At 68.9% G+C, this 25041-nt stretch carries 20 protein-coding genes and 2 pseudogenes; 11 read left to right on the top strand and 11 right to left on the bottom strand.

Annotated features, from left to right (window positions below; all coding sequences use genetic code 11):
• Positions 1-5: 5 nt before the first annotated feature.
• On the top strand, positions 6-1352 hold the full coding sequence (locus AOM45_RS10060) for a S8 family serine peptidase (RefSeq protein ID WP_081902614.1): 1347 nt from the start codon (positions 6-8) through the stop codon (positions 1350-1352).
• Positions 1353-1552: 200 nt separating this feature from the next.
• On the top strand, positions 1553-2056 hold the full coding sequence (locus AOM45_RS10055) for a DUF3145 domain-containing protein (protein ID WP_030472182.1): 504 nt from the start codon (positions 1553-1555) through the stop codon (positions 2054-2056).
• A 17-nt stretch (positions 2057-2073) separates the two neighbouring features.
• Here the strand turns inward: AOM45_RS10055 and AOM45_RS10050 are convergent, their stop codons facing one another.
• The 4 genes from AOM45_RS10050 to lanKC form a co-directional block, all read right to left on the bottom strand.
• Positions 2074-3792 carry an ABC transporter ATP-binding protein gene (locus tag AOM45_RS10050; RefSeq protein WP_051784478.1) on the bottom strand — a complete coding sequence of 573 codons (1719 nt, stop codon included), beginning with the start codon at positions 3790-3792 and terminating at the stop codon, positions 2074-2076.
• A complete protein-coding gene (locus AOM45_RS10045; protein ID WP_030472184.1) occupies positions 3792-5414 on the bottom strand; it encodes an ABC transporter ATP-binding protein in 1623 nt (540 codons plus the stop codon). The genes AOM45_RS10050 and AOM45_RS10045 overlap by 1 nt, the downstream gene beginning before the upstream one ends.
• Before the next feature lie 142 nt (positions 5415-5556).
• Entirely contained in the window at positions 5557-5715 is a 159-nt protein-coding gene (locus AOM45_RS50700; RefSeq protein WP_156094277.1) for a SapB/AmfS family lanthipeptide, read from the bottom strand.
• A gap of 38 nt (positions 5716-5753) precedes the next feature.
• Positions 5754-8321 (bottom strand): class III lanthionine synthetase LanKC, encoded by a 2568-nt coding sequence (lanKC, locus tag AOM45_RS10040; protein ID WP_030472185.1) that lies wholly within the window; start codon positions 8319-8321, stop codon positions 5754-5756.
• 604 nt (positions 8322-8925) lie between these two features.
• On the opposite strand from lanKC, the gene AOM45_RS50695 reads away from it, so the two are divergent.
• Positions 8926-9498 carry a hypothetical protein gene (locus AOM45_RS50695; RefSeq protein WP_156094278.1) on the top strand — a complete coding sequence of 191 codons (573 nt, stop codon included), beginning with the start codon at positions 8926-8928 and terminating at the stop codon, positions 9496-9498.
• Positions 9499-10033: 535 nt separating this feature from the next.
• Here AOM45_RS50695 and fabF read toward each other — a convergent pair.
• Genes fabF through AOM45_RS10010 form a run of 4 tightly spaced genes read right to left on the bottom strand, consistent with a single transcriptional unit; the run spans position 10034 to position 13449 of the window.
• On the bottom strand, positions 10034-11269 hold the full coding sequence (gene fabF, locus AOM45_RS10025) for a beta-ketoacyl-ACP synthase II (RefSeq protein WP_030465147.1): 1236 nt from the start codon (positions 11267-11269) through the stop codon (positions 10034-10036).
• Positions 11266-11502, bottom strand: a complete 237-nt coding sequence (locus AOM45_RS10020) for an acyl carrier protein (RefSeq protein WP_030465146.1) — start codon at positions 11500-11502, stop codon at positions 11266-11268. Before AOM45_RS10020 ends, fabF begins: the two co-directional genes overlap by 4 nt.
• A gap of 43 nt (positions 11503-11545) precedes the next feature.
• Positions 11546-12523, bottom strand: a complete 978-nt coding sequence (locus AOM45_RS10015) for a beta-ketoacyl-ACP synthase III (protein WP_030465145.1) — start codon at positions 12521-12523, stop codon at positions 11546-11548.
• Positions 12520-13449, bottom strand: a complete 930-nt coding sequence (locus tag AOM45_RS10010) for an ACP S-malonyltransferase (protein WP_081901805.1) — start codon at positions 13447-13449, stop codon at positions 12520-12522. The genes AOM45_RS10015 and AOM45_RS10010 overlap by 4 nt, the downstream gene beginning before the upstream one ends.
• 166 nt (positions 13450-13615) lie before the next feature.
• On the opposite strand from AOM45_RS10010, the pseudogene AOM45_RS53760 reads away from it, so the two are divergent.
• Positions 13616-13717 (top strand): annotated as a pseudogene (locus tag AOM45_RS53760) (hypothetical protein); the annotation flags it as partial.
• On the opposite strand, the pseudogene AOM45_RS53755 reads toward AOM45_RS53760, so the two are convergent.
• A pseudogene (locus tag AOM45_RS53755) lies at positions 13692-14459 on the bottom strand (PucR family transcriptional regulator); the annotation flags it as partial. The pseudogenes AOM45_RS53760 and AOM45_RS53755 sit on opposite strands and share 26 nt — an antisense overlap.
• 509 nt (positions 14460-14968) lie before the next feature.
• Between AOM45_RS53755 and AOM45_RS10000 the strand changes: the two are divergent.
• The 4 genes from AOM45_RS10000 to rfbB all read left to right on the top strand — a co-directional run bounded on the left by AOM45_RS10000 (position 14969) and on the right by rfbB (position 19658).
• Entirely contained in the window at positions 14969-16525 is a 1557-nt protein-coding gene (locus AOM45_RS10000; RefSeq protein ID WP_051782742.1) for an alpha/beta hydrolase, read from the top strand.
• 206 nt (positions 16526-16731) lie between these two features.
• The gene (locus tag AOM45_RS09995) at positions 16732-17505 is read left to right on the top strand and encodes a mechanosensitive ion channel family protein (protein ID WP_030465141.1); all 774 of its coding nucleotides are present in this window, start codon (positions 16732-16734) and stop codon (positions 17503-17505) included.
• Between the two features lie 126 nt (positions 17506-17631).
• Positions 17632-18687 (top strand): glucose-1-phosphate thymidylyltransferase, encoded by a 1056-nt coding sequence (locus AOM45_RS09990; RefSeq protein ID WP_030465140.1) that lies wholly within the window; start codon positions 17632-17634, stop codon positions 18685-18687.
• The gene (gene rfbB, locus AOM45_RS09985) at positions 18684-19658 is read left to right on the top strand and encodes a dTDP-glucose 4,6-dehydratase (protein WP_030465139.1); all 975 of its coding nucleotides are present in this window, start codon (positions 18684-18686) and stop codon (positions 19656-19658) included. Before AOM45_RS09990 ends, rfbB begins: the two co-directional genes overlap by 4 nt.
• On the opposite strand, the gene AOM45_RS09980 is transcribed toward rfbB, so the two are convergent.
• Positions 19648-20688: a winged helix DNA-binding domain-containing protein gene (locus AOM45_RS09980; protein ID WP_051782741.1), complete on the bottom strand. Its 1041-nt coding sequence runs from the start codon at positions 20686-20688 to the stop codon at positions 19648-19650. The two genes, rfbB and AOM45_RS09980, sit on opposite strands and share 11 nt — an antisense overlap.
• 9 nt (positions 20689-20697) lie before the next feature.
• Positions 20698-21786 carry a phytase gene (locus AOM45_RS09975; protein ID WP_030465137.1) on the bottom strand — a complete coding sequence of 363 codons (1089 nt, stop codon included), beginning with the start codon at positions 21784-21786 and terminating at the stop codon, positions 20698-20700.
• Between the two features lie 55 nt (positions 21787-21841).
• On the opposite strand from AOM45_RS09975, the gene pnuC reads away from it, so the two are divergent.
• The 3 genes from pnuC to AOM45_RS52725 all read left to right on the top strand — a co-directional run bounded on the left by pnuC (position 21842) and on the right by AOM45_RS52725 (position 24995).
• The gene (gene pnuC / locus AOM45_RS09970; protein ID WP_030465136.1) at positions 21842-22465 is read left to right on the top strand and encodes a nicotinamide riboside transporter PnuC; all 624 of its coding nucleotides are present in this window, start codon (positions 21842-21844) and stop codon (positions 22463-22465) included.
• Complete coding sequence (locus tag AOM45_RS09965; RefSeq protein WP_030465135.1) at positions 22462-23634, top strand: M14 family zinc carboxypeptidase; 1173 nt, start codon at positions 22462-22464, stop codon at positions 23632-23634. The genes pnuC and AOM45_RS09965 overlap by 4 nt, the downstream gene beginning before the upstream one ends.
• Before the next feature lie 137 nt (positions 23635-23771).
• The gene (locus AOM45_RS52725) at positions 23772-24995 is read left to right on the top strand and encodes a GNAT family N-acetyltransferase (protein WP_236703270.1); all 1224 of its coding nucleotides are present in this window, start codon (positions 23772-23774) and stop codon (positions 24993-24995) included.
• Positions 24996-25041: the final 46 nt, after the last annotated feature.

Below are 25041 nucleotides of genomic sequence, written 5' to 3'. Positions count from 1 at the left end.
GGTCCATGTTCAAACGCGCCGCCCTGCTCGCTGTAGTGCTCGTGGCCGCCTCTACCCCTGTCGGGGCCGCCCAGACGGCATCCACGGTGTACGTCCACGGCACTGATCTCACCTCCGCCGAGAGCGCGGTGGAGGCGGCCGGTCTGCAGAAGCTCACGAGCTTCCGCAAGATCGGCGTCGTAGCCGCACGCGGCACGTCGACACAGATCTCGTCCGCGCGCGCCGAGCCGGGCGTCACGAACGTCGAGATCGCGAAGCCCGCCAAGTTCCTGGGCTCCTCCGGCACCGTCGCCACGCGCAGCCGTGAGGCCCAGCAGGCGTCCGGGCTGACCGGAGCCGGCGTCTCGGTCGCGGTGATCGACTCCGGGGTGGACCCGACGCACCCGGCGTTCGCCGGCGGCAAGATCGTCCGCAACCTGAAGAGCCTGTGCGCCGCCGACGGATCCACCGACACCAGCTGCATCGTGCCGGTCCCGAACTTCGTCGACACCGACACGACCTCGCTGGGTGGCCACGGCACGCACGTCACCGGCATCGCGATCGGCACCCCGTACCAGCTCGCCGACGGCACGCAGGTCGGCGGTTCGGCACCGGGAGCGAAGGGCGTCGTGATCTCGACGGGTGCGGCGATCCTCATCCTCGGCGCGGACGCCGCGCTGAACTGGGTGCTGGAGAACCACAACGCCCCGTGCGGCGCCGGTGTGCCCGCCGCGACGTGCCCGCCGATCAAGGTCATCAACAACTCCTATGGTCCATCTGGCGGCGGTGCGTTCGACCCTGCGTCGGTGACGGTCAAGCTGCAGCGTCAGCTCGTCGCCGAGGGCGTCGTCGTGGTGTGGGCGAACGGCAACGACGGCGGCGACGGCACGACGAACCTGTCCAACCCGCCCGGTCAGGACCAGACGCCCGGCGTCATCTCGGTGGCGTCCTACAACGACCAGGGCACCGGAACCAGGGACGGCGCGCTGTCCGACTTCTCCTCGCGCGGCCTCGCGTCGAACTCGGCCACGTGGCCCGACATCTCGGCGCCCGGTGAGAACATCGTGTCGGCCTGCCGCCTGTACCTGCCGATCTGCTCGACCGGCCTGAAGCCGCAGAACGGCCCCGGCCTGCTCGATCTCGGCACGTACAACACGATCAGCGGCACGTCGATGGCGGCTCCGCAGATCGCCGGCATCGTCGCACAGTTGTTCGGGGCCAAGCCTTCCGCGACGCCCGCCGACATCGAGCGCGCGCTCAAGTCGACGGCCCACAAGTACGGCACCGGGTACACGCCGGTCGGCCCCTACACCTCGTCGTTCGACAAGGGCACGGGTCTGGTCGACGTCGTCGCCGCGGTAAACGCTCTGTAGATCACGATCACGCATCACTCGGCCGGGGAGATCGGGACTTAAGACCTGTATCTGCCCCGGTCGGGTGATGATCGAGCTGGTTCTTATGGCGGACATGCCTCAAGTCGAGGCAGAATGCAGCAAGCGGGCTTTCACGGTGATCACCTCACTCGGCAAAGGCGTAGGGGAAGACGTCCCTCGTCGAGTAGCGGAGGTCAGCAGTGAGCACCCGTGGCAGCACCAGTGGCGTGGTCTACGTCCACTCGTCGCCGTCTGCGGTCTGTCCGCACGTCGAGTGGGCGATCTCGGGCACCCTCGGTGACCGAGTGGACCTCAGGTGGGCAGCGCAACCCGCGGCACCAGGCCAGTTGCGCGCTGAATGCGCATGGACCGGAGACGCCGGCACCGGCGCGAAACTCGTGGCTGCGCTGCGCGCGTGGCCAATGCTTCGTTTCGAGGTGACCGAGGAACCGTCCCCCGGTCAGGACGGCGAGCGCTTCTGCTTCGCTCCCGTTCTCGGGCTGTGGCACGCCCGCACGTCGGCCAACGGCGACATCGTGGTCAACGAGGATCAGCTCCGTGCTCTCGCAGCCAGATCCCGTGGTGGTGAGTCCTTCGCCCACGGCGTGGACGAGCTGCTCGGCGCGGCGTGGGACGACGCGCTGGAACCGTTCCGCCGCGCGGGAGACGGCGCGCCGGTGACCTGGTTGCACCGCGTTGGATGAGTCCTGAGTGGACCCCGCTACCGTTTGGGTAGCGGGGTTTCCTCGTGGTGCGTCGGATCCCAGGCCAGCATGAGCTGCCCGTACAGGGCCGAGGTCTTGAGCAGGTGCTCGTGGGCGCCCAGCAGCGGCTTGCCGCCGTCCATGACCAGCACCCGGTTCGCGCGCAACGCCGAGCTCAGCCGGTGCGCGATGACGACGAGAATTCCGTCCCTTCGGGCAAAAGCCCGTTCGACGCGGGCCTCCGCGGCGGGGTCGAGGTGTGAGGTCGCCTCGTCGAGGATCACGATGCTCGCGGACGTCACGTAGACCCTCGCGAGTGCCAGGAGCTGCGCCTCACCGGCGGAAAGTCCTTCGCCCGCGTGGCCGAGCGTCGCGTCCAGGCCGCCGAGCCTGTCCAGAAGTGGTTCGGCACCGACCTTTTTCACCGCGTCGGTGAGATCCTCGTCGGTCGCGCACGGCGCGAGCAGCGCCAGGTTCTCCCGCACGGTGCCGGTGAAGAGGTACGTCTCCTGTGGGATCAGCGCGATCGCGTGGTGCCTCACCGCGGGAACGACCTGGTCGACGGGGGCGCCGCCGAACAGGACGTGGCCGGAGTCCGGCGGCATCAGGCCGGTGAGCAGACTGGCCATTGTGGACTTGCCGATGCCGGACGGGCCGACCACGGCCAGGTGGTCGCCGGGCCGCAGGTCCAGCGACAGGCCGCGCACGACCGGTTCCGCGTCGGGACTCCAGCCGAACGTGACGTCCCGCAGCACGAACTCACCGTTGGACGGGACCGCCTCACCCGCGTCGCCGGTCGAACGCGGTGCGGCTTCCTGGAGTCGTTTGAGTGCGACCATCAGGCGCATCACCACGGTGCTGGTGGTGCGCGCCAGGCCGTGCAGCGCCGGGTTCACGCTGTTCGTCAGGTACACGACCGCCGCCAGCGCCGCGCCCGTGGTCAGCCGGCCGGAGGCGACGAGCGGAGGGGCGAACGCCACCAACAGCACGATCGGGGCGAAACCGCCGATCGCGATCACCGTGGCGCGCAACGAGTTCGCCCACGCGACGACGACGGTCGCCCTGGCCTGCTGGTCGACCTGGTCCGCGACGTCCCGCAGCGCTTCGGTCTCCGCGTGGCACGCCGCCACGTCGCGCAGCCCGCTGAGCACCGAGCCGGTGGCTTCCGCGGTGCGCTCGTCAGCCATCACCGCGTCGCGTTGCCGCTTGGCCAGCGAGGGCAACATGAGGGCGAACAACACCAGCGCGAGCAGGATCGGCGCCACCACGAGCCAGATGAGCGCGGTGGCCGTGGTCGCCAGACCGACGAGCGCGGCGACGGTCGTGACCAGCAGCGCGCGGGCCTGGATCAGCACGCCCGCGGTGGCGTCGCGGACGACCTCGACGTGCCGGGTGATCATCGCGACCGCGCTGGCGTCCGGCGTCCCGCGGTGGGACGGGTCGTCCAGCACACCGCTGACGATCCGGGTGACCAGCGCGTCGCGCATGGGTTCGACGACGCCGCCGAGGCGGGCGAACACCTGCCGCTGACCCAGGGCGCCCGCGACGGCGAGTCCGGCGAAGGCCAGCAGCCACAGCACACCGTTCGTCGGCTTGCCCGCGGCGAAGCCCTGGTCGACGGCGGTGCCGACGAGCCTGCCGCCGAAGAACGCCGGGATGCCCTCGAGCATCGACCAGCCGAGCAGGATCAGCACACCGCGACGGTGTCCTGCCAGCGTGGAGAGGTAGAAACGCATCACTCGCCCCCGGTGAACACGGCTCGGTAGTCGTCGTCGTCCCACAGCTCCCGGTGCGTTCCCGTGCCGCGCACCCTGCCGTTCTCCAGCCACACCACCAGGTCCGCCCGCGCCGCCGTCGCCGGGCGGTGGGTCACGACCACACGCGTCCTGCCGGACAGCGCCGTCGTGATCGCGGCGTCCACTTTGGCCTCGGTCACGGTGTCCAGGCTCGCGGTCGCGTCGTCCAGCACGAGCAGCTCCGGATCTCGCACGATCGCGCGCGCCAAGCCGATCCGTTGCGCCTCACCGCCGGACAGCGGTGCTTCGGCGACCGGCGTCTCGTAGCCCTGCGGCAAACGGATCAGCACGTCGTGCACCTGCGCCGCGACGGCCGCGTCCCGCACCTCGATCGCGCCGGAATCCGTTCCATAGCCGATGGAACGGCCGATCGTCGTGCCCAGCAGCGCCGGACGTTCGAACGCGTACCCGACCTCGCCGTCGCGCAGCACCTCGCCGGAGTCCACAGCGGACAGTCCGCCGAGCACGGCGGCCAGCGTCGACTTGCCCGCGCCGGAGCTGCCGACGACCGCGCAGAAGGCGCCCGCGGGAACCACGAGGTCGACGTCGTGCAGCGCGCCCTCGACGGTGACGCCGCGCAGTTCCAGCGCGGCACCGTGCCGGGGAGCCGCGACGGCAGGACGTCCGGTGATCGGGGTGTCCAGGACCTCGGCGATCCTGGTCGCCGACGCACGGGTGCGTTCCAGCACGGTGAGCTGGGGCAGCTGGCCGACGATGCCCATGCCGAGCGCGGTGTAGCCGAGCGCCGCGAGCACGTCACCGGCGGTCAGCCTGCCTTCGAGGATGCCGAAACCGGCGGCGACCAGCACGGCCAGCTCGACGGCCGGCAGCAGCAGACCCGCTCGCCACATCATCTTCGCCTGCGTGCGCCACATGCCCGCGCCCGCCGCGGCCAGCCGGGGGAGCGGGTGCAGCACCCGTCCGGCCTCGCGGCCCGCGATGCCCGCCGCGGCGATCGTGCGCTTGCCGGACACCGCGTCGAGCAGGCGGGCCGAGATCTCACCGGAGACCTGCTGGTAGGCCAGCACGTCGTCGGCGGTGAGCTGCATGTGCGTGCGGACCAGCAGCATCGCCAGCGGCACGCTCACCGCGAACACCGCGGCGAGCCGCCAGTCCAGCAACGCGAGGGCGACGATCGAACCGGCCGAGGACACCACGGTGATGATCAGCGACATCAGCGTGACCACGACGCTGCCCGCGTTGCCGCAGTCGCCGGTCACCCTGCTCACCGCGTCACCGGCGGCGAACGGGGACGGATGGCCGAGCGCGAGCAGGTGCCGGGAGAGTTTTTTGCGCAGCCACGCGGTCGCGCGGGAGGTGATGCTCGCGGCGAGCACGATGCCGATGGCGTCACCGACGATCTCGGTGGCCGCGAGCAGGAGCAGCCACAGGACCGTGACCAGCACGAACTTTCCGCTCAACGCCATGTCCACGGCGCTGGCGAGCGCCGTGGGGATCAGCAGGCCGCCGGTGGTCGCCACGGCGGCGTTGAGGAGCAGGAGCCACGGGCGGAAGTCGCGCCGGACCGCGGAGAACAGCAGGACGTCACCGGGTTTGGCCATCGGCTGTTCCTCCGGAGGTCGTGAGGGCGCATCATGAGCGAGGGCCCGACAGCTGGCCGGCTGCCGGGCCCTGCAGTTGGCGGGTGAGCGGCATACTTCGCCTATGCCGCTCACTCACCGCGGTGTTTCAGTTGAGGCGATGTCAGCAGGCCAGCAGGCTGACGGTGGAGTGCGAGCACGGGAGCAGCAGCGACGCGTTGGACGCGGTCGTGGAGCCGCCACCGCCGCCGCCACCCGACGCCATCGCGTTGCTCGGGGCCTCGGGGGTGTCCAGGTCCTGCATGTCAAGGATGAAACCCATGACAGTCTCCTTCTTCGAGGGATCTTTCGGGGTTACTGCTACCGGTCCTGGAGGACCGGGGTCTGGGTCCTTCCCAGGAAGGGAAGGGGTGGACGTTCGTCCACTGTGGACGCGATGGCGAGCAGGACGCCCGCACCGCCGGTGTTGAGGTCCATCGACAGCCGTCGCAGCTGGACGCCGGGGAACGCGAGCCCGCCGCCGTAGCGCACGGCGTGCCACCCCAGCGCGGTGAGGTGTTGCCCGACGGCGCGGTCGAGCCGTTCGTCCGGTGCGTGCCTGTTCGCGTGGGCCAGCGTGGCCATCAGTCCGGCCCGGCCGAGTGTGAACGCGGGCTGGATGACGAACTCGCCGGTGCAGCCGCTGAGCAGGCCCGGAAGCTTCTCGACGCACGGCCGGTCCGGTGCGACCGCGGCGAACTCGGTGAGCACCAGCGCGATGCCGGCACCGCCGATGCCGACGTACGGCAGCGAGCGGAAGGTGCCGTCGCGGACCTGCAACGAGCCGTCCAGCGCCACCATCGTCTCGGCGAGGTCGCGTTCGAGCGCCTGCTCGGACAGCCGCAGCCAGCGTCGTTCCTCGGTGTGCTCGAACATCCGCAGGAAGAACAACGCGGGACCCGACCAGCCGTGCAGCAGGCCTGCCTTGGCCTTGTCGCCCGGCGGGGGCACGTCGGCGAGCTGCTTCGCGAGCCGATCGGCGAGGGCTTCCGCCTGCGCCGCGTACCCGTCGTCGTGCCGGGTGTCCGCGAAGTGCAGCAGGTTGAGACCGATGCCGGACAGGCCGGCGCTCAGCCCGTGGTCCTGGGTGGAAGGGAGCAACGCCGCGTAGCTCTCGACGATCTCGGACGCGATGTCGTGGTGCCCGAAGTTCTCCAGCACGTGCGCGATGCCGTGCGCGCCGACGAAGAAACCGGGCTGCTTGGGCGGATCCCGGCGCAGCGCGTCGATCAGCCAGTCCTCGTGCTCCGGGAAACGACCCTCGCCCGCGACGTCGAGCGCGTGCAGCACACCGGCCGCGCCGAACCCGAAGCCCGCGCCCCCGACCTCGAACTGCTCGATGTCGCCGGGGAAGAGCCGGTCCTGCCGTTGCGGCGTCGCGCTGTGCAGGATCGCCGTGGCGATCTCCTTGCGCACCACCGTCCAGTCGGGTTCCGGGTCGTCGAAGGCCGTGAACGCGGGGTCGGACGGCGGGTCGACGCGCGGCGTGAGGACGTCCGCGATCGACTGGCAGAACTCGTCGGTGAGTCCGAAACGCCGCTGGATCACGTGCAGGTGCTGGCCGAGCTTCGCCGGGGAGAGTTCCAGCACCGCGTTGAGCGGCAGGAAGATCCACAGCTTGAGCGCGGCGAGCGGGTAGGAGTCGATCTCGAAGCCCTCGCGGTCCTGCGGTGCCTGGAATCCCGGTGCGCCGAGCGTGGGGCGGTGGACGTCGTCGATCGTGGACGACAGCTCGAAGTCGATGAGCGAGACCTCGTCGTTGTCGTCGACCAGGATGTTGAGCGTGTGCAGGTCGCCGAACACGACCCCGCGCTCGTGCACCCTCGTGATCAGGGCTTCGATCCGGTCGATCAACGCCAGCGCCCGCGGCCGGTACTCGGCCAGCTGCTCGTCGGTGACTTCCTTGTGCGTCAACGGGTAGTTGTGGCCGAGCCACTGCCCGAGCGAACGCCCCGGCACGAACTCCATGGCCACGAACAGGTGCTCCCACTCGGTGAAGCGGTCGTACACCTCCGGCACGCCCTCGACGCCGGCGAGCCGCGTGAGGATCTCGTACTCGCGCTCCAGCCGTGCCACGGCGTCGCGTCCCTCGCGGTCGAGACCGGCGTGCGGCCGCGCCTCCTTGAGCACGACCTCCTCGCCGTCGCTCTTGCGGGTGGCCAGGTAGACGCCGCCACCGTTGGAGAAGTGCAGCGAACTCTTGATCTGGTAAGGGAACTCGGCCGGGTCGCCGGCGTTGCGCTCGGCCAGGTGCGGCGCGAGGAACTCGGGCAGCTCGATCCAGTCCGGCACGCTGAAGACCGGCTTGCGCTTGTCGGGGACGAGCTCGCCGTCCGGGCCCTCGATCGCGAGCACCTGCTGCCCGTCCACCTCGAGCCACTGCTCGGAGAACCCGCCGTAGCGCACGTAGAGCGGTCCCTTGCCGTACCGCAGGTCGCTGAGGATGTAGGCGCCGTGCTCGCCGTCGAGGAGCGCCGCGAGCTCGGTGACGATGCTCTGCAGCTGCTCGGTGCTCCGCGGGTAGATCGTGATCAGCTTGCCGCTGCCCTCACGGGGCGCGTACTTGGAGTTGCGGGCGAGCACGATCGAGACGGTCCGCAGGTATTTGAACGGGATGCGCCGTTCGGTGCAGTAGTCGTACGTCGCCTTGAGGACCTTTCCGGCGTTGTCCAGACCCGCCGAGACGTGCACCTTCCAGCCCTGCTTGGGCAGTTGCACTCCCCGGGGGTGCAGGTGCCGCCAGACGTTGCGCTCGGCCTGCACCCAACCGGCGGGCAGAGGCGGCAGCTCACGCGAATAGTCGTCCCCCGGGAGGTCGCTTTCGGTGCTGCTCTGCAGATCGTAGAACCGTCGATCTGCGAAGCAGAACGCCTCGTATCTGAGGTCCACCGAATTCCCTCCTCAACCGTTTTGCGTTTTCTTGGACGCCGCATATTCCCGCACAATTCGGCGCCTATGGCCAATCCGCCGTTCGAGTCATATGGGTAGCCCGTTCGTGGTCAAATGAGGGCTGGTTACCGGCGCGTATGTCACTGCTTGTGATGAGGTTTGGGGCCATCTCACCCGGCTGCGAGGTTTGCTGAGTGGTGAGTCAGTCCACCCGTCTTGGGCTTTTGCTAAACGACACTGTATCGTTCTGGATGTGCCCCGGCCTGTGAGCTGCGCTATTCCAAGCGGATCTTGACGTATAGTTAGGGGGTAACAACCGTCGTATACGCGCTGTGTTGAGTAGTCTTTCCGAGTGAAGCCGTCATTGGGTTCCAATGCGTGTTTAGTGCGGCCGATCGGCGGTACGGGCTCACCTGAACGAACCTATTCGTAGGATGAGATTGCCGCTCAACCTATTATGTAGCAGTCATTGTCTTGCTACATGCAACTTGCAGTATTGGTGTTTAATGTAGTCTTTCGGGTGAAATTCGACTTTCGATGTAACAGGACACGTTTTGTGAGCGGTCCTCTGCTGCCCGACGCGTCGTGCGGCTAGGCTGCGTGCGTGGGGAGCGTGGCGAGCCGCTGGCTGGTGCCGGCCGTGGTTGTGATCACCGGTGCCGCGGTGGCGGCCGGGATGGTGGGGCGGACCGTGTACTCGCGGCCGGCCGAGGCGAAGGGGGCGCCGGCTGTTCCGTCCTCGTCCGTCGCCGGGCCGTTGCCGGGGTCTGCCGAGGTGCGGTTGAGTCCGGACTCGTTCACGCATCCGGACCGGACTTCGGTGCAGACGGTGCTGCAGAAGTACTTCGACTCGATCAACGACCGGGATTTTTCGGCTTGGCGGGCTGTTGTGTCGGCTCGGCGGGGGTCGGCTACCGGGGAAGCTGCTTGGGTTTCCTCGTACGAGACCACTCGGGATGGTGGGGTGGTGGTGCAGCGGATCGAGTCCGATGTGGTTGCTCGGCGGTTGCGGGTGTTGATCTCGTTCGTGTCCACTCAGGAGGTTTCGAAGGCTCCTGTTGCGTTGCCGGAGACGTGTATTCGGTGGCGGGTGGTGTATGTGATGGTGTGGGAGGACGGGGAGTTGAAGGTGGACGAGGCGCCGGAGAACCGGAATCCGCAGATGTCTCGGTGTTGAGGTTGCCCGTTCGGGTTCCCCTGCCTTCGACGGGTTGTGCAGTGGTCACCTTGCCGTGTCCGGTTCCTGTTTCAAGCTTGGGGCTCTGCCCTTACCCAGCCAATCTGATCAAAGACCGGCCAGCGCCGTGGGCGGGTTGATGGCACGCCTGGTGCGTTGGGCGGCTGCGCGTTGCGTAGGGCGTGCGGTTCGGGTGGGTTGGTCCCGTCCCAAGTCGAGCCAGGAGCTGGTCACACCCGAGGGGAGAGGTCAAGTCGCGAAAAGCGTGCGACTTGACCTCTCCCCTCGGGCGCGACAAGAGCTGTGGCACGACTCGTGACGGGACCAACCCACCGGAACCCCACGCAAAGTGCTGGCTCGGCTGCGCCTTCGCGTCGGCTCGCCTGCGGCATCGCGTGTGATCATTTTCCCTCCCCGCCTCCCCGCCTCCCCGCCTCCCCGCCTCCCCGCCTCCCCGCCCTTCCTGCTCCCCCGCGAAGCACAACGCCCCGGTCCGCTGTCGCGGGCCGGGGCGTGTGGGTGGTGCTGGGTGTGGCTAGGCCGGGGTGAAGGCCAGGGCCACGTTGTGGCCGCCGAAGCCGAACGAGTCGTTCACCGCGGCTTCCAGCTTGATCTTGCGTGGTTCGCCTGCCACCACGTCCAGCGTCACGGCCGGGTCCAGGTTCTCCAGGTTCAGAGTCTGGGGGACGATGCCGTCGCGGATGGACAGGACGGTGACGATGGCTTCGACCGCGCCTGCTGCGCCCAGGAGGTGGCCCAGGGCGCCCTTCGGGGCGGTCAGGACCGGGTGGTCGCCGATCGCCTTGCGGATTGCCACGGTTTCCGCGACGTCGCCCACCGGGGTGGAGGTGGCGTGGCAGTTCACGTGGCCCACGTCGGCCGGGTCGATTCCGCCTGAGCGCAGGGAAGCTGCGATCGCGCGGGACTGGCCCACGCCCTCGGGGTCGGGGGCGGTGATGTGGTAGCCGTCGGCGCTCGTGCCGATGCCTGCCAGGCGGCCGTAGATCTTGGCGCCCCTGGCTTCTGCGAACTCACGGCGTTCCAGGACCATGACTCCCGCGCCTTCGCCCAGGACGAAGCCGTCGCGGGCCGTGTCGAACGGTCGCGAGGCCTTTTCCGGCTCGTCGTTGCGGGTGCTCATGGTGCGGGCCTGCGAGAAGCCCGCCACCGGGATTGCCGTGATGCACGCTTCGGCGCCGCCTGCCACGACCACGTCGGCTTCGCCGGACATGATCATGCGGTAGGCCCACGCGATGGCCTCCGCGCCTGACGCGCAGGCGGAGACCGGGGCGTGGACGCCTGCCTGGGCCTTGAGTTCCAGGCCCACGTGGGCTGCCGGGCCGTTCGGCATGAGCATCGGGACGGTCAGGGGCGACACCTTGCGCAGGCCCTGCTGTTCCAGGAGGTCGTCCTGGGTCAGGAGGGTGATCGCGCCGCCGATGCCCGTGCCGATGATCACGGCCAGGCGCTGGCGGTCGACGGTGTCGTCGTTGTGGCCGGCGTCCGCCCACGCCTGGCGGGACGCCACGATGGCGACCTGCTCGGAGCGGTCCAGGCGCCGTGCTTCGACTCGGGGGAGCACCTCGGTCGGGTCGACGACGAGCTGTGACGCGATCTTGACCGGCAGGTCGTACTTCTCGACCCAGTCGTGGGTCAGGGGGCGGACCCCGGATTTGCCGGCCAGGAGCGCGTCCCAGGTCGACGTGACGTCACCGCCGAGCGGGGTGGTGGCACCCAGCCCGGTGATGACGACCTCGATGCCGGAAGTCACTTGTTGCTGGTGATGTAGTTCACCGCGTCACCAACGGTCTTGAGGTTCGCCAGCTCGTCGTCCGGGATCTTCACGCCGAACTTGTCCTCAGCCTGGACGGCGATCTCGACCATCGACAGCGAGTCGATGTCGAGGTCGTCCACGAAGGACTTCTCAGCGGTGACGTCGTCGGCGGCCACACCGGCGACCTCTTCGACGATCTCGGCAAGACCGGACAGGACGTTGTCGCTCACTGAAGTTCCCTTTCGATTGAAACGATGGAAAAACCGGGGGCACTCACGGGCACCGGACCACCTGTCCCGCGTAGGACAGGCCTGCGCCGAAACCGACCATCAGCACCACGTCTCCACTGGAGATCTCGCCCGTCGCCCTCATGTGGTCCAGTGCCATGGGGATCGAGGCCGAGGAGGTGTTGCCGGATTCGACGATGTCTCGAGCGACCTTCAGGTCCTCGCGCGCACCATTGTTCCGCAGGCGCTTGGCGATCGCTTCGATGATCCGCAAGTTTGCCTGGTGCGGGGCGAACACGTCCACTTCGGACAGTTCGACACCCGCGAGTTCGGCGGCGCGGATCGCGACGGGCGCGATCTGGGTCGTCGCCCAGCGGAAGACCGTCTGGCCTTCCTGGTGGATGAAGGAGTCGCGGTCGGTGATGGAGATGACCTCCGCCATGTCACCGGCCGAGCCCCACGCGACGGGACCGATCTGGTTGTCGTCGCTGGCGCCGATCACGACGGCACCCGCGCCGTCCGCGAAGATGATCGCGGTCGAGCGGTCGTCCTGGTCGGTCCAGTCGGTGAGTTTCTCCGAGCCGATCACCAGGACGTTCTTGGCGGTACCGGCGCGGACCAGGTCTGCGCCGGTCGCGACGGCGTAGCAGAAGCCCGCGCACGCGGCGTTGAGGTCGAACGCCGGTGCCGCTTTCACGCCGATCTTGTCGGCGACCTGGGCGGCGGCGTTCGGGATCGTCGACGGCATGGTGCACGTCGCGACGATCACGGCACCGATGTCGCCGGGAGCGAGGCCCGCGTCCGCGATCGCCTTGACGCCCGCGATGACAGCCATCTCGACGACGCCCTCGTCCTTGGCCGCGATGCGCCGGTTCGCGATGCCGACCCGGTCGCGGATCCACTCGTCGGACGTGTCCATGCGAGCGGCGAGGTCGTGGTTGCTCACCACGGTCTCGGGCTGGTAGCTGCCGAGGCCGATGATGCGGCTACCCGCGGATGCCTGCGGGGCCTGAAAGGTCGTCACTGAGTGGCTCCAACGGTGTCGAAGAGCTCCGCGACCTTCTCCAGCTGGTCGGGGGTCTTCAGGGCGAGGGTGGCGGTGCCCTTCATGGCACGCTTGGCGAGACCCGTCAGCACGCCGGCGGGCGGCAGCTCGACCGAGCCGGCGATGCCCTTCTCGACGAGGGTGGCCTGGCACAGGTCCCAGCGGACGGGGCTCGTGACCTGGGAGACCAGGCGCCGCAGCACCTCGGCGCCCTCGGTGACGACCTGACCGTCCTTGTTGGACACCAGCGGCAGCGACGGGTCGTGCGTGATGACTTCGGCGGCACGCGCGCGCACCGCCTCTTCGGCGGGCGCCATGTACTTGGTGTGGAACGCGCCCGCGACGGCCAGCTTGCGGATCTTCGCCGGGCCGGGAGGGTTCTCCACGAGCGCGTCGAGCGCGGAGTGCGGACCGGCGGCGACGATCTGGCCGGCGCCGTTGCGGTTGGCGGGCACGAGCCCGAGCTCCTCCAGGCGCGCGAGCACCTCCTGCTCGTCGCCACCGAGCACCGCGGCCATGCCGGTCGGCTCCAGGGCACACGCCTCGGCCATCGCGGCACCGCGCACGGCGGCCAGCGCGACGGCGTCGTCGGCGCTGATGACACCCGCGACCGCGGCGGCGGCGAGCTCGCCGACCGAGTGACCGCCGACGAACACGGCGGAGGGCAGTTCGACGCGCTTGCGCAGCTCACCGAACGCGAGCACGGCGAGAGCCACGACGAGGGGCTGGGTGATCGCGGTGTCGACGATCTCGTCGGCCTCCGCGGTGGTGCCGAGACGCACCAGGTCGAGGCCCGTGATCTCGGACCACGTGCGCACCTGCTTCTCCGCCCCCTCCAGTTCGAGCCAGGGGGTGAGCATGCCGGGCGTCTGGGACCCTTGTCCGGGCGCGAGGAGTGCGATCACGCCGATTACTAAAGCTGGTGAACCCGCCGGTACCCCATGTCGTGAAGAACGAAGTACGGCGATCGTATTTGTAGAGACCCTACAAAAGTGTCGCGCAGGTGAACCAGCCGCGACGTAACCGCAGCTCAGCGGCCGGTCAGGTCGTTTGGCTCTCACCCTAACGGATGTGTGCGAAGTCCGTCACAGATCGTTCGCTACCACAGGCCCCGTGCGCGAGCAAGGCGTCCTACAGACAAAGCGACGCGAAGCACAAGCGCGTCTCGAGCGTCATGTGCATTTCTTCCCGTCATTTCCTGAACGCGCCGAAGGCGATATCTGACCGTGTTCGGGTGCACGAACAGCCTTTTCGCGCACGTCTCCAGCACGCCGCCGACCTCCAGGAACGCGTCCACGGTCTCCAGCAGCGCGCCCCCGGCGTCCTCCAGCGGCCGCGCGACCCGGTCGACCAGCTGCCACTCGGCCTCTGGGTCACCGGCGAGCGCCCGTTCCGGCAGCAGGTCGAGGGACCGGACGGGCCTGGGCGCCGCCGGCCAGCCGACGACCGCGCGCAGCCCGCTCAACGCGTCGCTGGCGCTGCGGTGCGCCTCCGAAAGGCTCGACACCGTCGGTCCCGCCACCACGGGCCCCTCGCCGAAGCCCTCGGCGATGCGGCCGAGCACGTCCTCGCCGGTCTCGGTCGGCCCGCCCAGCACGACCACGAGCCGGGAGCCCTGGATCGACAGCAGCACCGGCCGTCCCGCGCGGGTGGCCTTGCTGCGCACCAGGTAGTTGATGCCCTGCGGGTCCTCGCTGCCGGGGTTGCCGACCAGCACGGTCGCCTCCAGCGCGGGGTCCCAGCCCAGTGCCGCGGCCCTGCTGAGCAGCGACTCCTCGGGGTCGCCGCGCACGATGCCGTCCACGACCAGCGCTTCGAGCCGGGCGTCCCACGCGCCGCGCGCCTCGGCCGCCGCCGCGTACGACGTGGCCGCGGAGAAGGCGATCTCCCGGCCGTACCGCAGCACGCCCTCCATCAGCAGCGCGCGTTCGGCCTCGTCCGCCGCCATCGCCGGCATCTGGTCCTCGAAGTGCTCCAGCGCGATCCGGACGAGCTCGACGGTCTGCCGCAGGCTCACCCAGCGGGAGATGTCCTTGGGGGCGCTGCGGAACGCGTCCGCGGTGAGCCGGATCGCCTGCTGCCGGTCGTGCAGCCACTCGACGAACCCCGCCACGCCGTTCTGGATCAGCAGCAGCACGCTCGCGCGCTGGTCGGCGGGCATCCGCGCGAACCACGGCAGCCGCTGTTCCATCGCGGCCACACTCGCCGTGGCGAGCGAGCCCGACGCGCGCTCGATCTTGCGCATCGTGCGGGCGGAGAGGGTGGGCGGGTGCTCCTCCTTCGCCTGGGCTGCCTTCGTCATACCCGCAGCTTAAGGCTCTGGAGGTGACATCACCGGGACGGGTGACAGAACCGATGAAGCCGTTTGAACGGCCATACCTTCGGGCAGCAGAGGTCTTTTCGTGCGGCGCGGAGGTTTTCGTCTTGCCCAGGTTCCTGTCGTTCGTCCTCGGCGTGATCGCGCTCACCGCCACGGGCGTGAGCGCGTCGGCCGATCCTCCGGATCCCCTCGCCGAGTACCACGCCCAGCCGGTCAAGTGGGCGCAGTGCAGCGGGAAGCTCGCCGAGCTGGAGTGCGCCACGCTCGTCGCGCCGCTCGACTACGCCAAGCCGGCCGGCGACCGGATCAACCTGACGATCAGCCGCAAGAAGGCCGCGGCGCAGGACCGCAGGCGCGGCGTGCTGTTCACCAATCCGGGTGGACCTGGCGGCTCGGGTCTGGGCCTGCCGCTGTTCCTCGCCAAGTCCGAGCTCGCGCAGGTCTACGACGTGATCGGCATCGACCCGCGCGGTGTCGGCGGCTCGACGGCGCTGAACTGCCGTGCCGCGCCCGCGATCGCCGAGCCGGACTCCCGGCCCGCGGACGGCGAGTTCGGCAAGTGGGCGGCCGAGGCGCGTGAGGCGGAGGAGGCGTGCCAGAAGTCGGCCGGCGGGATCCGGCAGTTCGTCAGCACCGCCAACACCGCCCGCGACATGGACGTCGTGCGGGCCGTGCTGGGCGAAGCGAAGATCAACTATCTGGGCTACTCCTACGGCACGTACCTGGGCGCGGTGTACGGAACGCTGTTCCCGAACCGGCTCGACCGCAGCGTCCTCGACTCCGCCGTGCACCCCGAGTGGATCTGGCACGAGCAGTTCCGCCAGCAGGCCGTGGCGTACCGGCGCGGGGTCGAGGCGTGGGCGTCGTGGGTGGGGGAGCGCAACGAGAAGTTCGCGCTGGGCAAGTCGCGGGACGAGGTGCTGGCCGAGCTGGAGAAGGTCGCCGCGAAGCTGCACACCACGCCGATCGGTGAGCACAACCGCTCTTCCTTCGACGGCGCGGTGGGGGTCGGCTCCCGCTACCGTCCACTGTGGTCCGACCTGGCGTCGATCGTGGTCAAGCTGAGGTCGGGCGAGAAGCCGGAGAACACCGAGGGCGCCAAGGCGGGGCAGGTGCTCGCGAAGACCGGTCTCGACGAGCTGCGGTCCGGTGTGTTCGACACGGTCACCTGCGAGTCGGACTGGCCGACGGACCTGCACGTCTACTACGAGGACATGCGCACGTTCCGCGAGCGCTACCCGTTCGGCTTCGGCATCGTGCGGGCGGCACCGATGACGTGCACGTTCCGGTCGTTCACCCCGCCGGAGCCGCCCGTTCGGATCGCCCGCAACGGCTACCCGGTCGGCGTCGTCGTGCAGTCCGAGGGCGACACGCAGACCCAGTACGCGAGCGGCCCGGCGATGGCGGAACGGCTCGGCCACAACCTGATCACCGTCGTCGACGAGGGCAAGCACGGCCTCTACAACGGCGGCAACTCCTGCGTCGACGGGAAGGTCAACCGGTACCTGATCGACGGGGCGCTGCCGGGCAGCAGTTCCGAGTGCACCGGCGACCCGCGGCCGGACGTGCCGAAGGACGGTCAGGGCGGGGCGGCACCGGCGTTGTCCGCGGACCGGATGCAGACGTACCTCGACGGGCGCGGGCTGTCGGCGAGGCCGTAGAAATGTGGAAGAGCCCGCCACGGAGCGTGGCGGGCTCTTCCCTCTCCCCGGTCCCCACCGGTGGTTCCACTCTGGACTGTATTGAGACAAAAATCCACGTCAGCCACCCTTTCGTGTCACAGTGTCGAAGTTGTGGCGCGGTGTGATCCACGAAACGATCAACTCGTCGGATCTTCACTCACCGCAACTTTGTTCTAGGAGGGCCCGTGGGCTCGCAAATCACCGAGGGCCTGGGCCAGGCGTGGGCGATGGTGGCCACGTTCGTGCCGAAGCTGCTCGGCTTCCTGCTCGTTCTGGTCATCGGCTGGTTCATCGCCAAGGCCCTCGCCAAGGGTGTCCAGTTCCTGCTCAAGCGCATCGGCTTCGAGCGGCTCGTCGAGCGGTCTGGCCTCAACGGCGCGATGCGGCAGTCGTCGATGGACGCCACCGGCCTGATCGCCAAGATCGTCTACTACTTCGTGCTGCTGATCGCGCTGCAGCTGGCGTTCGGCGTGTTCGGCGCGTCGAACCCGGTCAGCACGTTGCTCAACGAGGTCATCGCGTACCTGCCGCGCATCGTCGTGGCGCTGGTGCTCGTGATCGTCGCCTCGGCGATCGGCACGGCGCTCAAGGGCCTCGTGACCGGCGCGCTGGGCCAGCGCTCGTACACGAAGATCATGGGCAACATCACCTACGGCTTCGTGATGGCGCTCGGTGTCATCGCGGCCCTCAACCAGCTGGGCATCGCCATCTCGGTGACCATGCCGGTGCTGGTCGCCGTGCTCGCCACGGTCGCCGGCGTGATCATCATCGGCGTGGGCGGCGGCCTGGTCCGCCCGATGCAGTCGCGCTGGGAGGGCTGGCTGAACCGCGTGCAGGACGAGGCCGCGGCCACCCGGTCGCCGATGCCGCGCGCGTCCCAGGAGATGCCGGCGAACGTGGGCGGTCGCATGGGTGACGCCCCGACGCCGCCGTCGGGCACGCGGATGTCCGACCGGTAGTTCTCGTCTCGTCGAAGGGGCCCTGTGCGCAGGGCCCCTTCTTCGTTTTGAGGCGGTTCTCCAGTTGCGGTCCACCACCGGCGGGGAGTCTCGGATCCACGTGACAGTCGGTGGAGGAGACGTTCCATGAAGGCCCTGGTGCTGTCCGGAGGCGCGGGAACACGCCTACGACCTTTCAGCTATTCGATGCCGAAACAACTGATCCCGATCGCGAACAAGCCGGTGCTCGAGTACGTGGTGGGGAACCTGCGTGAGATCGGGGTCACCGAGATCGGCATCATCGTCGGCGACCGCGCTGAGGAGATCTCCGACGTGCTGGGAGACGGGTCCGCGCTGGGCGTGGCGATCACGTACATCCCGCAGCACGCGCCGCTGGGGCTCGCGCACTGCGTGAAGATCGCCCGGCCGTTCCTCGGCGACGACGACTTCGTGATGTACCTGGGCGACAACATGCTCGTCGAGGGCATCTCCGAGATCGCGGACGAGTTCGCGGCGGTGCGGCCGTCCGCGCAGGTCGTGGTCTACAAGGTGCCGGACCCGCGCGCGTTCGGGGTGGCCGAGGTGGACGAGAACTCGCGCGTGACGCGGCTGATGGAGAAACCGCAGGAGCCGCGCAGCGATCTCGCCATGATCGGCGTGTACTTCTTCACCCCGCTCATCCACCGGGCCGTGGACGCGATCGAACCGTCGTGGCGCGGCGAGCTGGAGATCACCGACGCGTTGCAGTGGCTCGTGACGCACGAACGCGACGTGCGGGCGCGCATCTACTCGGGCTTCTGGAAGGACACCGGCAAGGTCGAGGACGTCCTGGAGTGCAACCGGGAGCTGTTGCAGCGGCTGCGCACGGACATCCAGGGCGTCGTCGACGAGGAGAGCTCGCTGATCGGCGAGGTCGTGGTCGAGGAGGGCGCGCGCGTCGTGCGGTCGTGCATCGTCGGGCCCGCGATCATCGGCGCGGGGACCCTGGTCGAGGAGTCGATCGTGGGGCCGTACACGGCGATCGGGGCGGACTGCCGGATCACCGAGTCCGGGGTGTCCGACTCGATCGTGCTGTCGGGTGCCTTCGTGCACAACGTCTCCGGCATCGAGACGTCGTTGATCGGGCGCAAGGCCCGCGTGGGGTCGGCGAAGCAGCACCGGCTGGTCGTCGGTGACGACGCGCATGTGGAGGTGGCGGCGTGAAGCTGCTGGTTACCGGAGCGGCTGGGTTCATCGGCTCGCACTACGTCCGGACGATGCTCGACGGCGGGTACGCGGGCTACGAGGACGCGCACGTCACCGTGCTGGACAAGCTGACGTACGCGGGAAACCGCGCGAACCTGCCCTCGTCGCACCCGCGGATGTCGTTCGTGGAGGGCGACATCTGCGACCTCGAGCTGTTGCTGGAGCTACTTCCCGGTCACGACGCGGTGGTGCACTTCGCGGCCGAGTCGCATGTGGACCGTTCGTTGACCGCGGCCGCGGACTTCGTGCTCACCAACGTTCTCGGCACGCAGACGTTGCTCGAAGCGTGCCGCAGGGTCGGCGTCTCGCGGTTCGTGCACGTGTCCACCGACGAGGTGTACGGGTCGATCGACGAGGGTGCGTGGACCGAGACCTGGCCGTTGCAGCCGAACTCTCCTTACGCGGCCTCGAAGGCGTCCAGCGACCTGATCGCCCGCGCGTACTGGCGGACGCACGGGATGGACGTGTCGATCACGCGCTGCTCCAACAACTACGGGCCGTACCAGCACCCGGAGAAGCTGATCCCGTTGTTCATCACGAACCTGTTCAACGGTCTTCAGGTGCCGTTGTACGGGGACGGGTCGAACGTGCGGGAGTGGCTGCACGTGTCGGACCACTGCCGGGCGATCCAGTTGGTGCTCACCTCGGGGCGTTCCGGCGAGATCTACAACGTCGGTGGCGGCAACGAGCGCACCAACCTGCAGATCAGCAACGCCCTGCTGGACCTGTGCAGTGCGGGGCCCGCGCTGGTGAAGCGGGTGGCCGACCGGCTGGGGCACGACCAGCGGTACGCGCTCGACGACACGAAGATCCGCGCCGAGCTGGGTTACGAGCCGCTGGTGCCGTTCGAGCAGGGCCTGGCGGACACCGTCGCCTGGTACCGCGACCACCCGGCGTGGTGGAAACCGTTGCGGGACTTCACGTCCTGATCCAGTGCAGAAGGCGGTCGCACTCCTCGGCGACCGCCTTCTCCTTGCTCCTGGGCAGCTTGTCGATGTAGTCGACGATGACGCTGCCGTCCTCGGCGATCGACCAGGTGGCGACGACGTAGCCGTCTACGAGGACCGTGGGTTTGCCGCCGACGACCACGCCGAGCCTGTCGTCGGCGATGACCCTGCGACGGTCCGCGTGGGCGAGCAGGATGTTGTCGAACTCGGGCAGAAGCCTCGGTGGGACGGGCGTTTCCGGGTCGGGGCGCGGGGCGTCCGGCAGGTCGAAGAGCTCCTTGCCCGCCTCGTTGCGGAAGGTCACGAGCTGGGGTCGGAGCTGGTTGAAGACCTCTCCGAGTTTGGTGAGACCGGACCACTGCTGGGCGTCCATGACGGTCGCGGGGCCGAACGCCTTCAGGTAGCGCAGCACGAGTCGTTCGCGGGGCATGGCGTGCTGCTCCTGGTCGAGCCAGGCTTCCAGCGTCGTGCAGATCGCGCGGCCGCTCTTCGACCACAGGCCGCGCGGTGGGAGCTGGACGAGCGCGAGCTTGTTGCGCAGCGCGTTGCCGAGAACCGTGTGCTCGCGGTCCGGCCAGAGTTCCTTCAGCTGCTTGCCGGCGTCCGCGGTGCCCTGCGGGTGTTCGTCGAGGATCTTGCGGCCTGCTTCGGCGACGGCGTCGAGGTCGAGGCCCCGCAGTCGTTTCGCGAACGGGCCGCTCTGCAGCTCGCGGTCGAGCTTGAGCTGGGTGAGGGGCCTGAGCGCGAGCGCGTCGGCGGCGCTGACCAGGTGGATCGTGCCGCGCATGAGGAGGATGCGCACGGCGTACCTGCTGATCAGGAGGTCTTCGAGCTCCTGCGGCTGGAAGTGCTGGAGACGGGTCCAGAGGCCGATGTACGGCGACTTCGGTTCCTGCGCCTGGATGCCGACGAGGCGCTCGATGGTGGCGAACGCGCTGAGGTCAGCGCGCTCGCGCAGCATCTGGCGTTCGATCAGCGCCCTGTTGAGAGCGTCCTGGCTCAGGGTTTCCACGGGAACAGGTTAGAACCTGATGAACGCGAACCCCGTGCCGTTCGGGCGTTCGCCGTCGTGGACGACGAGCAGGTTCAGCTTGCCGGTGACGACGTCGGCGCCGTCGGAGTGCTCGACGTCCTTGACCTTGAAGTCCCTGATCGGCTTCATGTCGGCCTTGCGGTAGGCGACGAACCTGCTGTCGCCCTGGCTGGACGCGATCAGCACGTCGTTCGCGATCGTGAGGCCTTCGGCGTCGGCTTCGAGCCACTTGCCGCCGAAGCCGGGATTCGGGCCGTCTTGTTCGCATTCCTCGGTTTCGGGGTTGTACTTCTGCGGGGCACCGAAGGACCGCACCTTGTCGACGAGCTGTGGCGTGCCGAACCCGTTCGCGCGCAACGGGATGCGCCAGATGCCGACGTCCTCCTGCGCCGCGTAGAGGGTCCGGGTCTTCTCGTCGATCACCATGCCCTCGACCTGCGGTCCTTCGCCGGGCTCGCCGCACACGGTCCAGCTCTGGCCGTTCGGGAGGGTGAAGGTGCTCGGAAGGTCCAGAGTGGACACCTTCCGGGTGTCGTACGTCTTGCCCCTCTGCACTTCGAGGAGCGCGATGCTCGTCTCGTTGCGCCTGCTGGTGGCAACGAGGTCCCTGCCGCCGACGTGTCCGGCGGCCAGGCCGTAGACGGTGTGCTGCTCGTCCACTTCCTGTTCGGTCTTCGAGAACACCGGCTTGGTGGCGAGGTTCGTGACGTCCTTCACGCCGTGTTCGTCCACTTGGAACACGCGGATGCGGTCACGGCCGCGGTCGCTGACGAACGCGAGGTCGCCCAGGACGTCGACGTTGTTGAAACGACCGGGCTTCGAGCCCGGCGCGGGTGCCGGCGGCGCGGGGTGGACGCCGATCGTGCGGCCGTCGAGGTCGAACGCCGCCAGCCCGCCTTCCTTGAGTGTGCCCAGCACCACACTGCGTTCGGTGTTGCGCGGGTTCACCCAGATGGCCGGATCGTCGGCGTCCGCGGGCTCCTCGAACGTCTGCGTGATCACCGTCGGTGTGATGACCGGCGTTGTCGGCGCGCTGAGGAACAAAGGAACGAGCGCCAGTGCTAAAGGAGATGACATGGTGGGACCGTAGGAAACACCGGTATACAGCGACTGAACCGCGGGGGAACAAGCCGTGTGGTACGAGCTGGGACTGACGATCTTCGGCCAGAAGATCGCTTACACGGAGCTGGTCGGGCAGGTGCTGGCGCTCGCGGTGGTGTTCCTCGCGCAACGCCGTTCACTCTTGACCTGGCCTGTCCAACTGGTGTCCGTGGCTTTGCTGTTCACCGTCTACCTGTCCGCGCACCTCGGCGGTCTCGCGACCCGCCAGGTCGTCGTGGGCCTGATCGCCGTCTACGGCTGGTACGCGTGGGTCCGCCGCCGCGACCCGGTCTTCGGTGTGGTCGTGCGGGCCGGCTCGTGGCGGGAACGTGCTGTGGTGGCGGGTGTTTTCGTCGCGGGCACGGCCGCGTTCGCGCTGGTGCTGGACTTCCTGAACGCCTCGTGGGCGCCCTGGCCCGATGCCGCGATCTTCGTGGGAACGGTGCTGGCGTTCTCGTTGCAGGGACTCGGCCTGGTCGAGTTCTGGCTGGTCTGGTTGGTCGTCGACTTCGTGGGCGTGCCGCTGCAGATCCAGTCGGGCCTGTACTTCAGCGCGCTGGTGTACGTGGTCTTCGCGGGCCTGGTGATCCACGGTTTCATCGACTGGAACCGCACCGCACGCCGGTTGACACAGGCGGCAAAGTCTCCTCTATGAGGGGACTGTTGATCGCTCTGCTGACCGCCGTCTCGTCGCTGGTAGCCGTTCCGGCCGTCGCCGCACCACCGTTGCGCACCGGGTTCGAGCTCACCGGCAAGTGGACCACCGAGGCCGAGGAACAGGCCTACCTGCGCGCCACCGGCCTGCCCGTGACCGAGATCGGCGTGACCGCCCAAGGCCGCCCGATCCAACTCGTGCGCGTGGGCTCCCGCACCGCGCGCACGGTGGTTCTCTTCATCTGCTCCCAGCACGGCGACGAACCGGCGGGCCGCGAGGCGTGCCTGATCCGCATGCGCTCCCTGCCGCGCTCGTCGTCGGTCACGTACGTCTTCGTCCCGAACGCCAACCCGGACGGCCGCGTCCTCGACACCCGCGGCAACTCCCTCGGTACCGACATCAACCGCGATCACCTGCTCCTGCGCTCGGCCGAGGCCCGCGCGATGGCCGCGGTGATCCGCGACTGGAAGCCCGACGTGATCCACGACCTGCACGAGTTCGGCCCATCCGCGCCGTACTACGTGAAGGACGTCCTCTGGCTGTGGCCGCGCAACCTCAACGTCTCTGATGGCGTGCACTCTCTGTCCGTAACGCTGTCCCGCTCCTACGTCCGCCCCGCCGTGGAAGCCGCGGGCCGCACGTCGGGCGTCTACGGCATCTACGTGGACCCGGTGACCGGCGAGCCGATCCGTCAGGTCGCCGGCGACCACCAGGAACGCATCCTGCGCAACACGGGCGGCCTGAAGCACGGCATGGGCCTGCTGGTCGAGACCAACGACACCGGTACCCCCGCCTTCCGCGTCGAGTCGCACCTCAAGGCCTTGGACGGCACCCAGTCGTTCGTCGGCTCGAACCAGGCGGCGATCGAGTCCGCCAACGCGCGGTCGCGTGCCGTGCGCACCGGGCCGGTGTACTTCGGCGGCGCCGACAACCAGGCTCCCGACCCCTCGGACGTGATGGCGACGCCTCCGTGCGGGTACGTGCTGACCGGTGCCGAGTACCGCGAGTTCGGCGACGAACTGGCGTTGCACGGGATCACGTCGCAGTACCTGCGAGGGGGCGATCGGATCGTGCCGTTGAAGCAGGAGGCCCGCGCTCTGATCCCGTTGCTCTTGGACGCGCGCGCCTACGAACCGTTGCACGCGGCGCAGCCGGTCGCCCAGTGCTAAGGCCCTGACCTGCACTTACTCCACCGGATGCAAAAGACGTTTGCGGACGTCCGCAAACGTCTTTTGCATAACTGATATATTGGTGCCAACTGATATATCGGTCGCGAGCGGTCTGCGGCGCGTGGTGACATGGCCCGATGCGCGTCGAGCAGTACAGCTACTTCGCCCTGAAGAGCCCGTCGGTGACGGCGGCCGAGATGACGCGGCGGCTCGGCGTCGAACCGGACGAGGCCGTCGTGAGGGGCAGCAGAAACGTCGAGCGCGACGTTCCGCGAGTGCACGCCTGGAAGATCGTCCGGCGGAGCGTCGAAGCGGTCGACGAGCAGGTTCGGCACCTCGTCGACCGGCTGCTGCCCATTCGCGACGAGCTCGTCCGCCTCACCGCCGACCCGGAGATCAGCGCCGTCATGCAGGTGGTGCGCTACTTCAACGACGACGGCCAGGCGGACTCGGAGAAGGCGCCGGTCGGCTGGGGCCTTCAGCCGCCGACGATCGCGTTCCTCGCCGACGTGCGCGCCTGGGTGGACGTCGACGAGTACGACTACGTCGATCCGCCCGACGAACCGTTGCGGCAGCTCACGACGGGCCTGTTGGAGAGCGTCGAGCAGAACTTCGCGGAGCGCGCCCGCCACCTCCACCGGCATCTCGAGCACGCGAGCGTGGCGGACACCGGCGATCTGGTGATCGCGGACAGCGGCCTGGCCGACGACACGTTCAACGTCGTCGCCGCGGCCAGGTTCACCGCGGACACGGTCAGCGCCCGCGTCGCGGAGGTGGTGAGGGCGGTCAGGGCGACCGGGCGCCCGTTCTCGTGGTGGGTGGGACCCGCGTCCACTCCGGCTGATCTCGGCCAGGTGCTGACGGAGGCAGGCGTCGCGGTGACCGAGACCGAGACGGCGATGTGGCTCGACCTCGCCGACGCTGCCCTGCCCGAACGGTCCGCCGACGGTCTCGACGTCCGCCGGGTCACCACCGAGGCGGAACTCGCGGACTTCGCAACGGTTCTGGCCGCGAACTGGGACCCACCCGCCGCCACGGTCCGCGAGTTCTACGCCGGTGCGGCGCCACACGCGTTGGGTGGTCCAGCGCACTACCTCGTCGGGTACGTGGAGGGTCGTCCGGTGTGCACGGCGGAGGTGTTCCTGTGTGCGGGCGTCGCCGGGATCTACAACATCGCGACACTCGCCGGAGACCGCCGGCGGGGCTACGGCGGTGCGATCACGCTGGCCGCGTTGCGCACCGCGCGTGCCGAGGGCCACCGGATCGCGGTCCTGCAGGCCTCTGAGGACGGTGAGCCCGTCTACCGGCGGCTGGGGTTCACGATCGCCGGTCAGTTCGCCGTGCACGACGTCAGGGCGTGAAAAGGGGCCGCCCCGTCGAAGCGGAACGGCCCCTCAAAGGCCCCTG

Origin of the sequence: Lentzea aerocolonigenes, assembly GCF_000974445.1 — a bacterium.
GTDB lineage: Bacteria > Actinomycetota > Actinomycetes > Mycobacteriales > Pseudonocardiaceae > Lentzea > Lentzea aerocolonigenes.
Note: the sequence above shows the minus strand (reverse complement) of the source record. Positions and strands in the feature narration are given on the sequence as shown.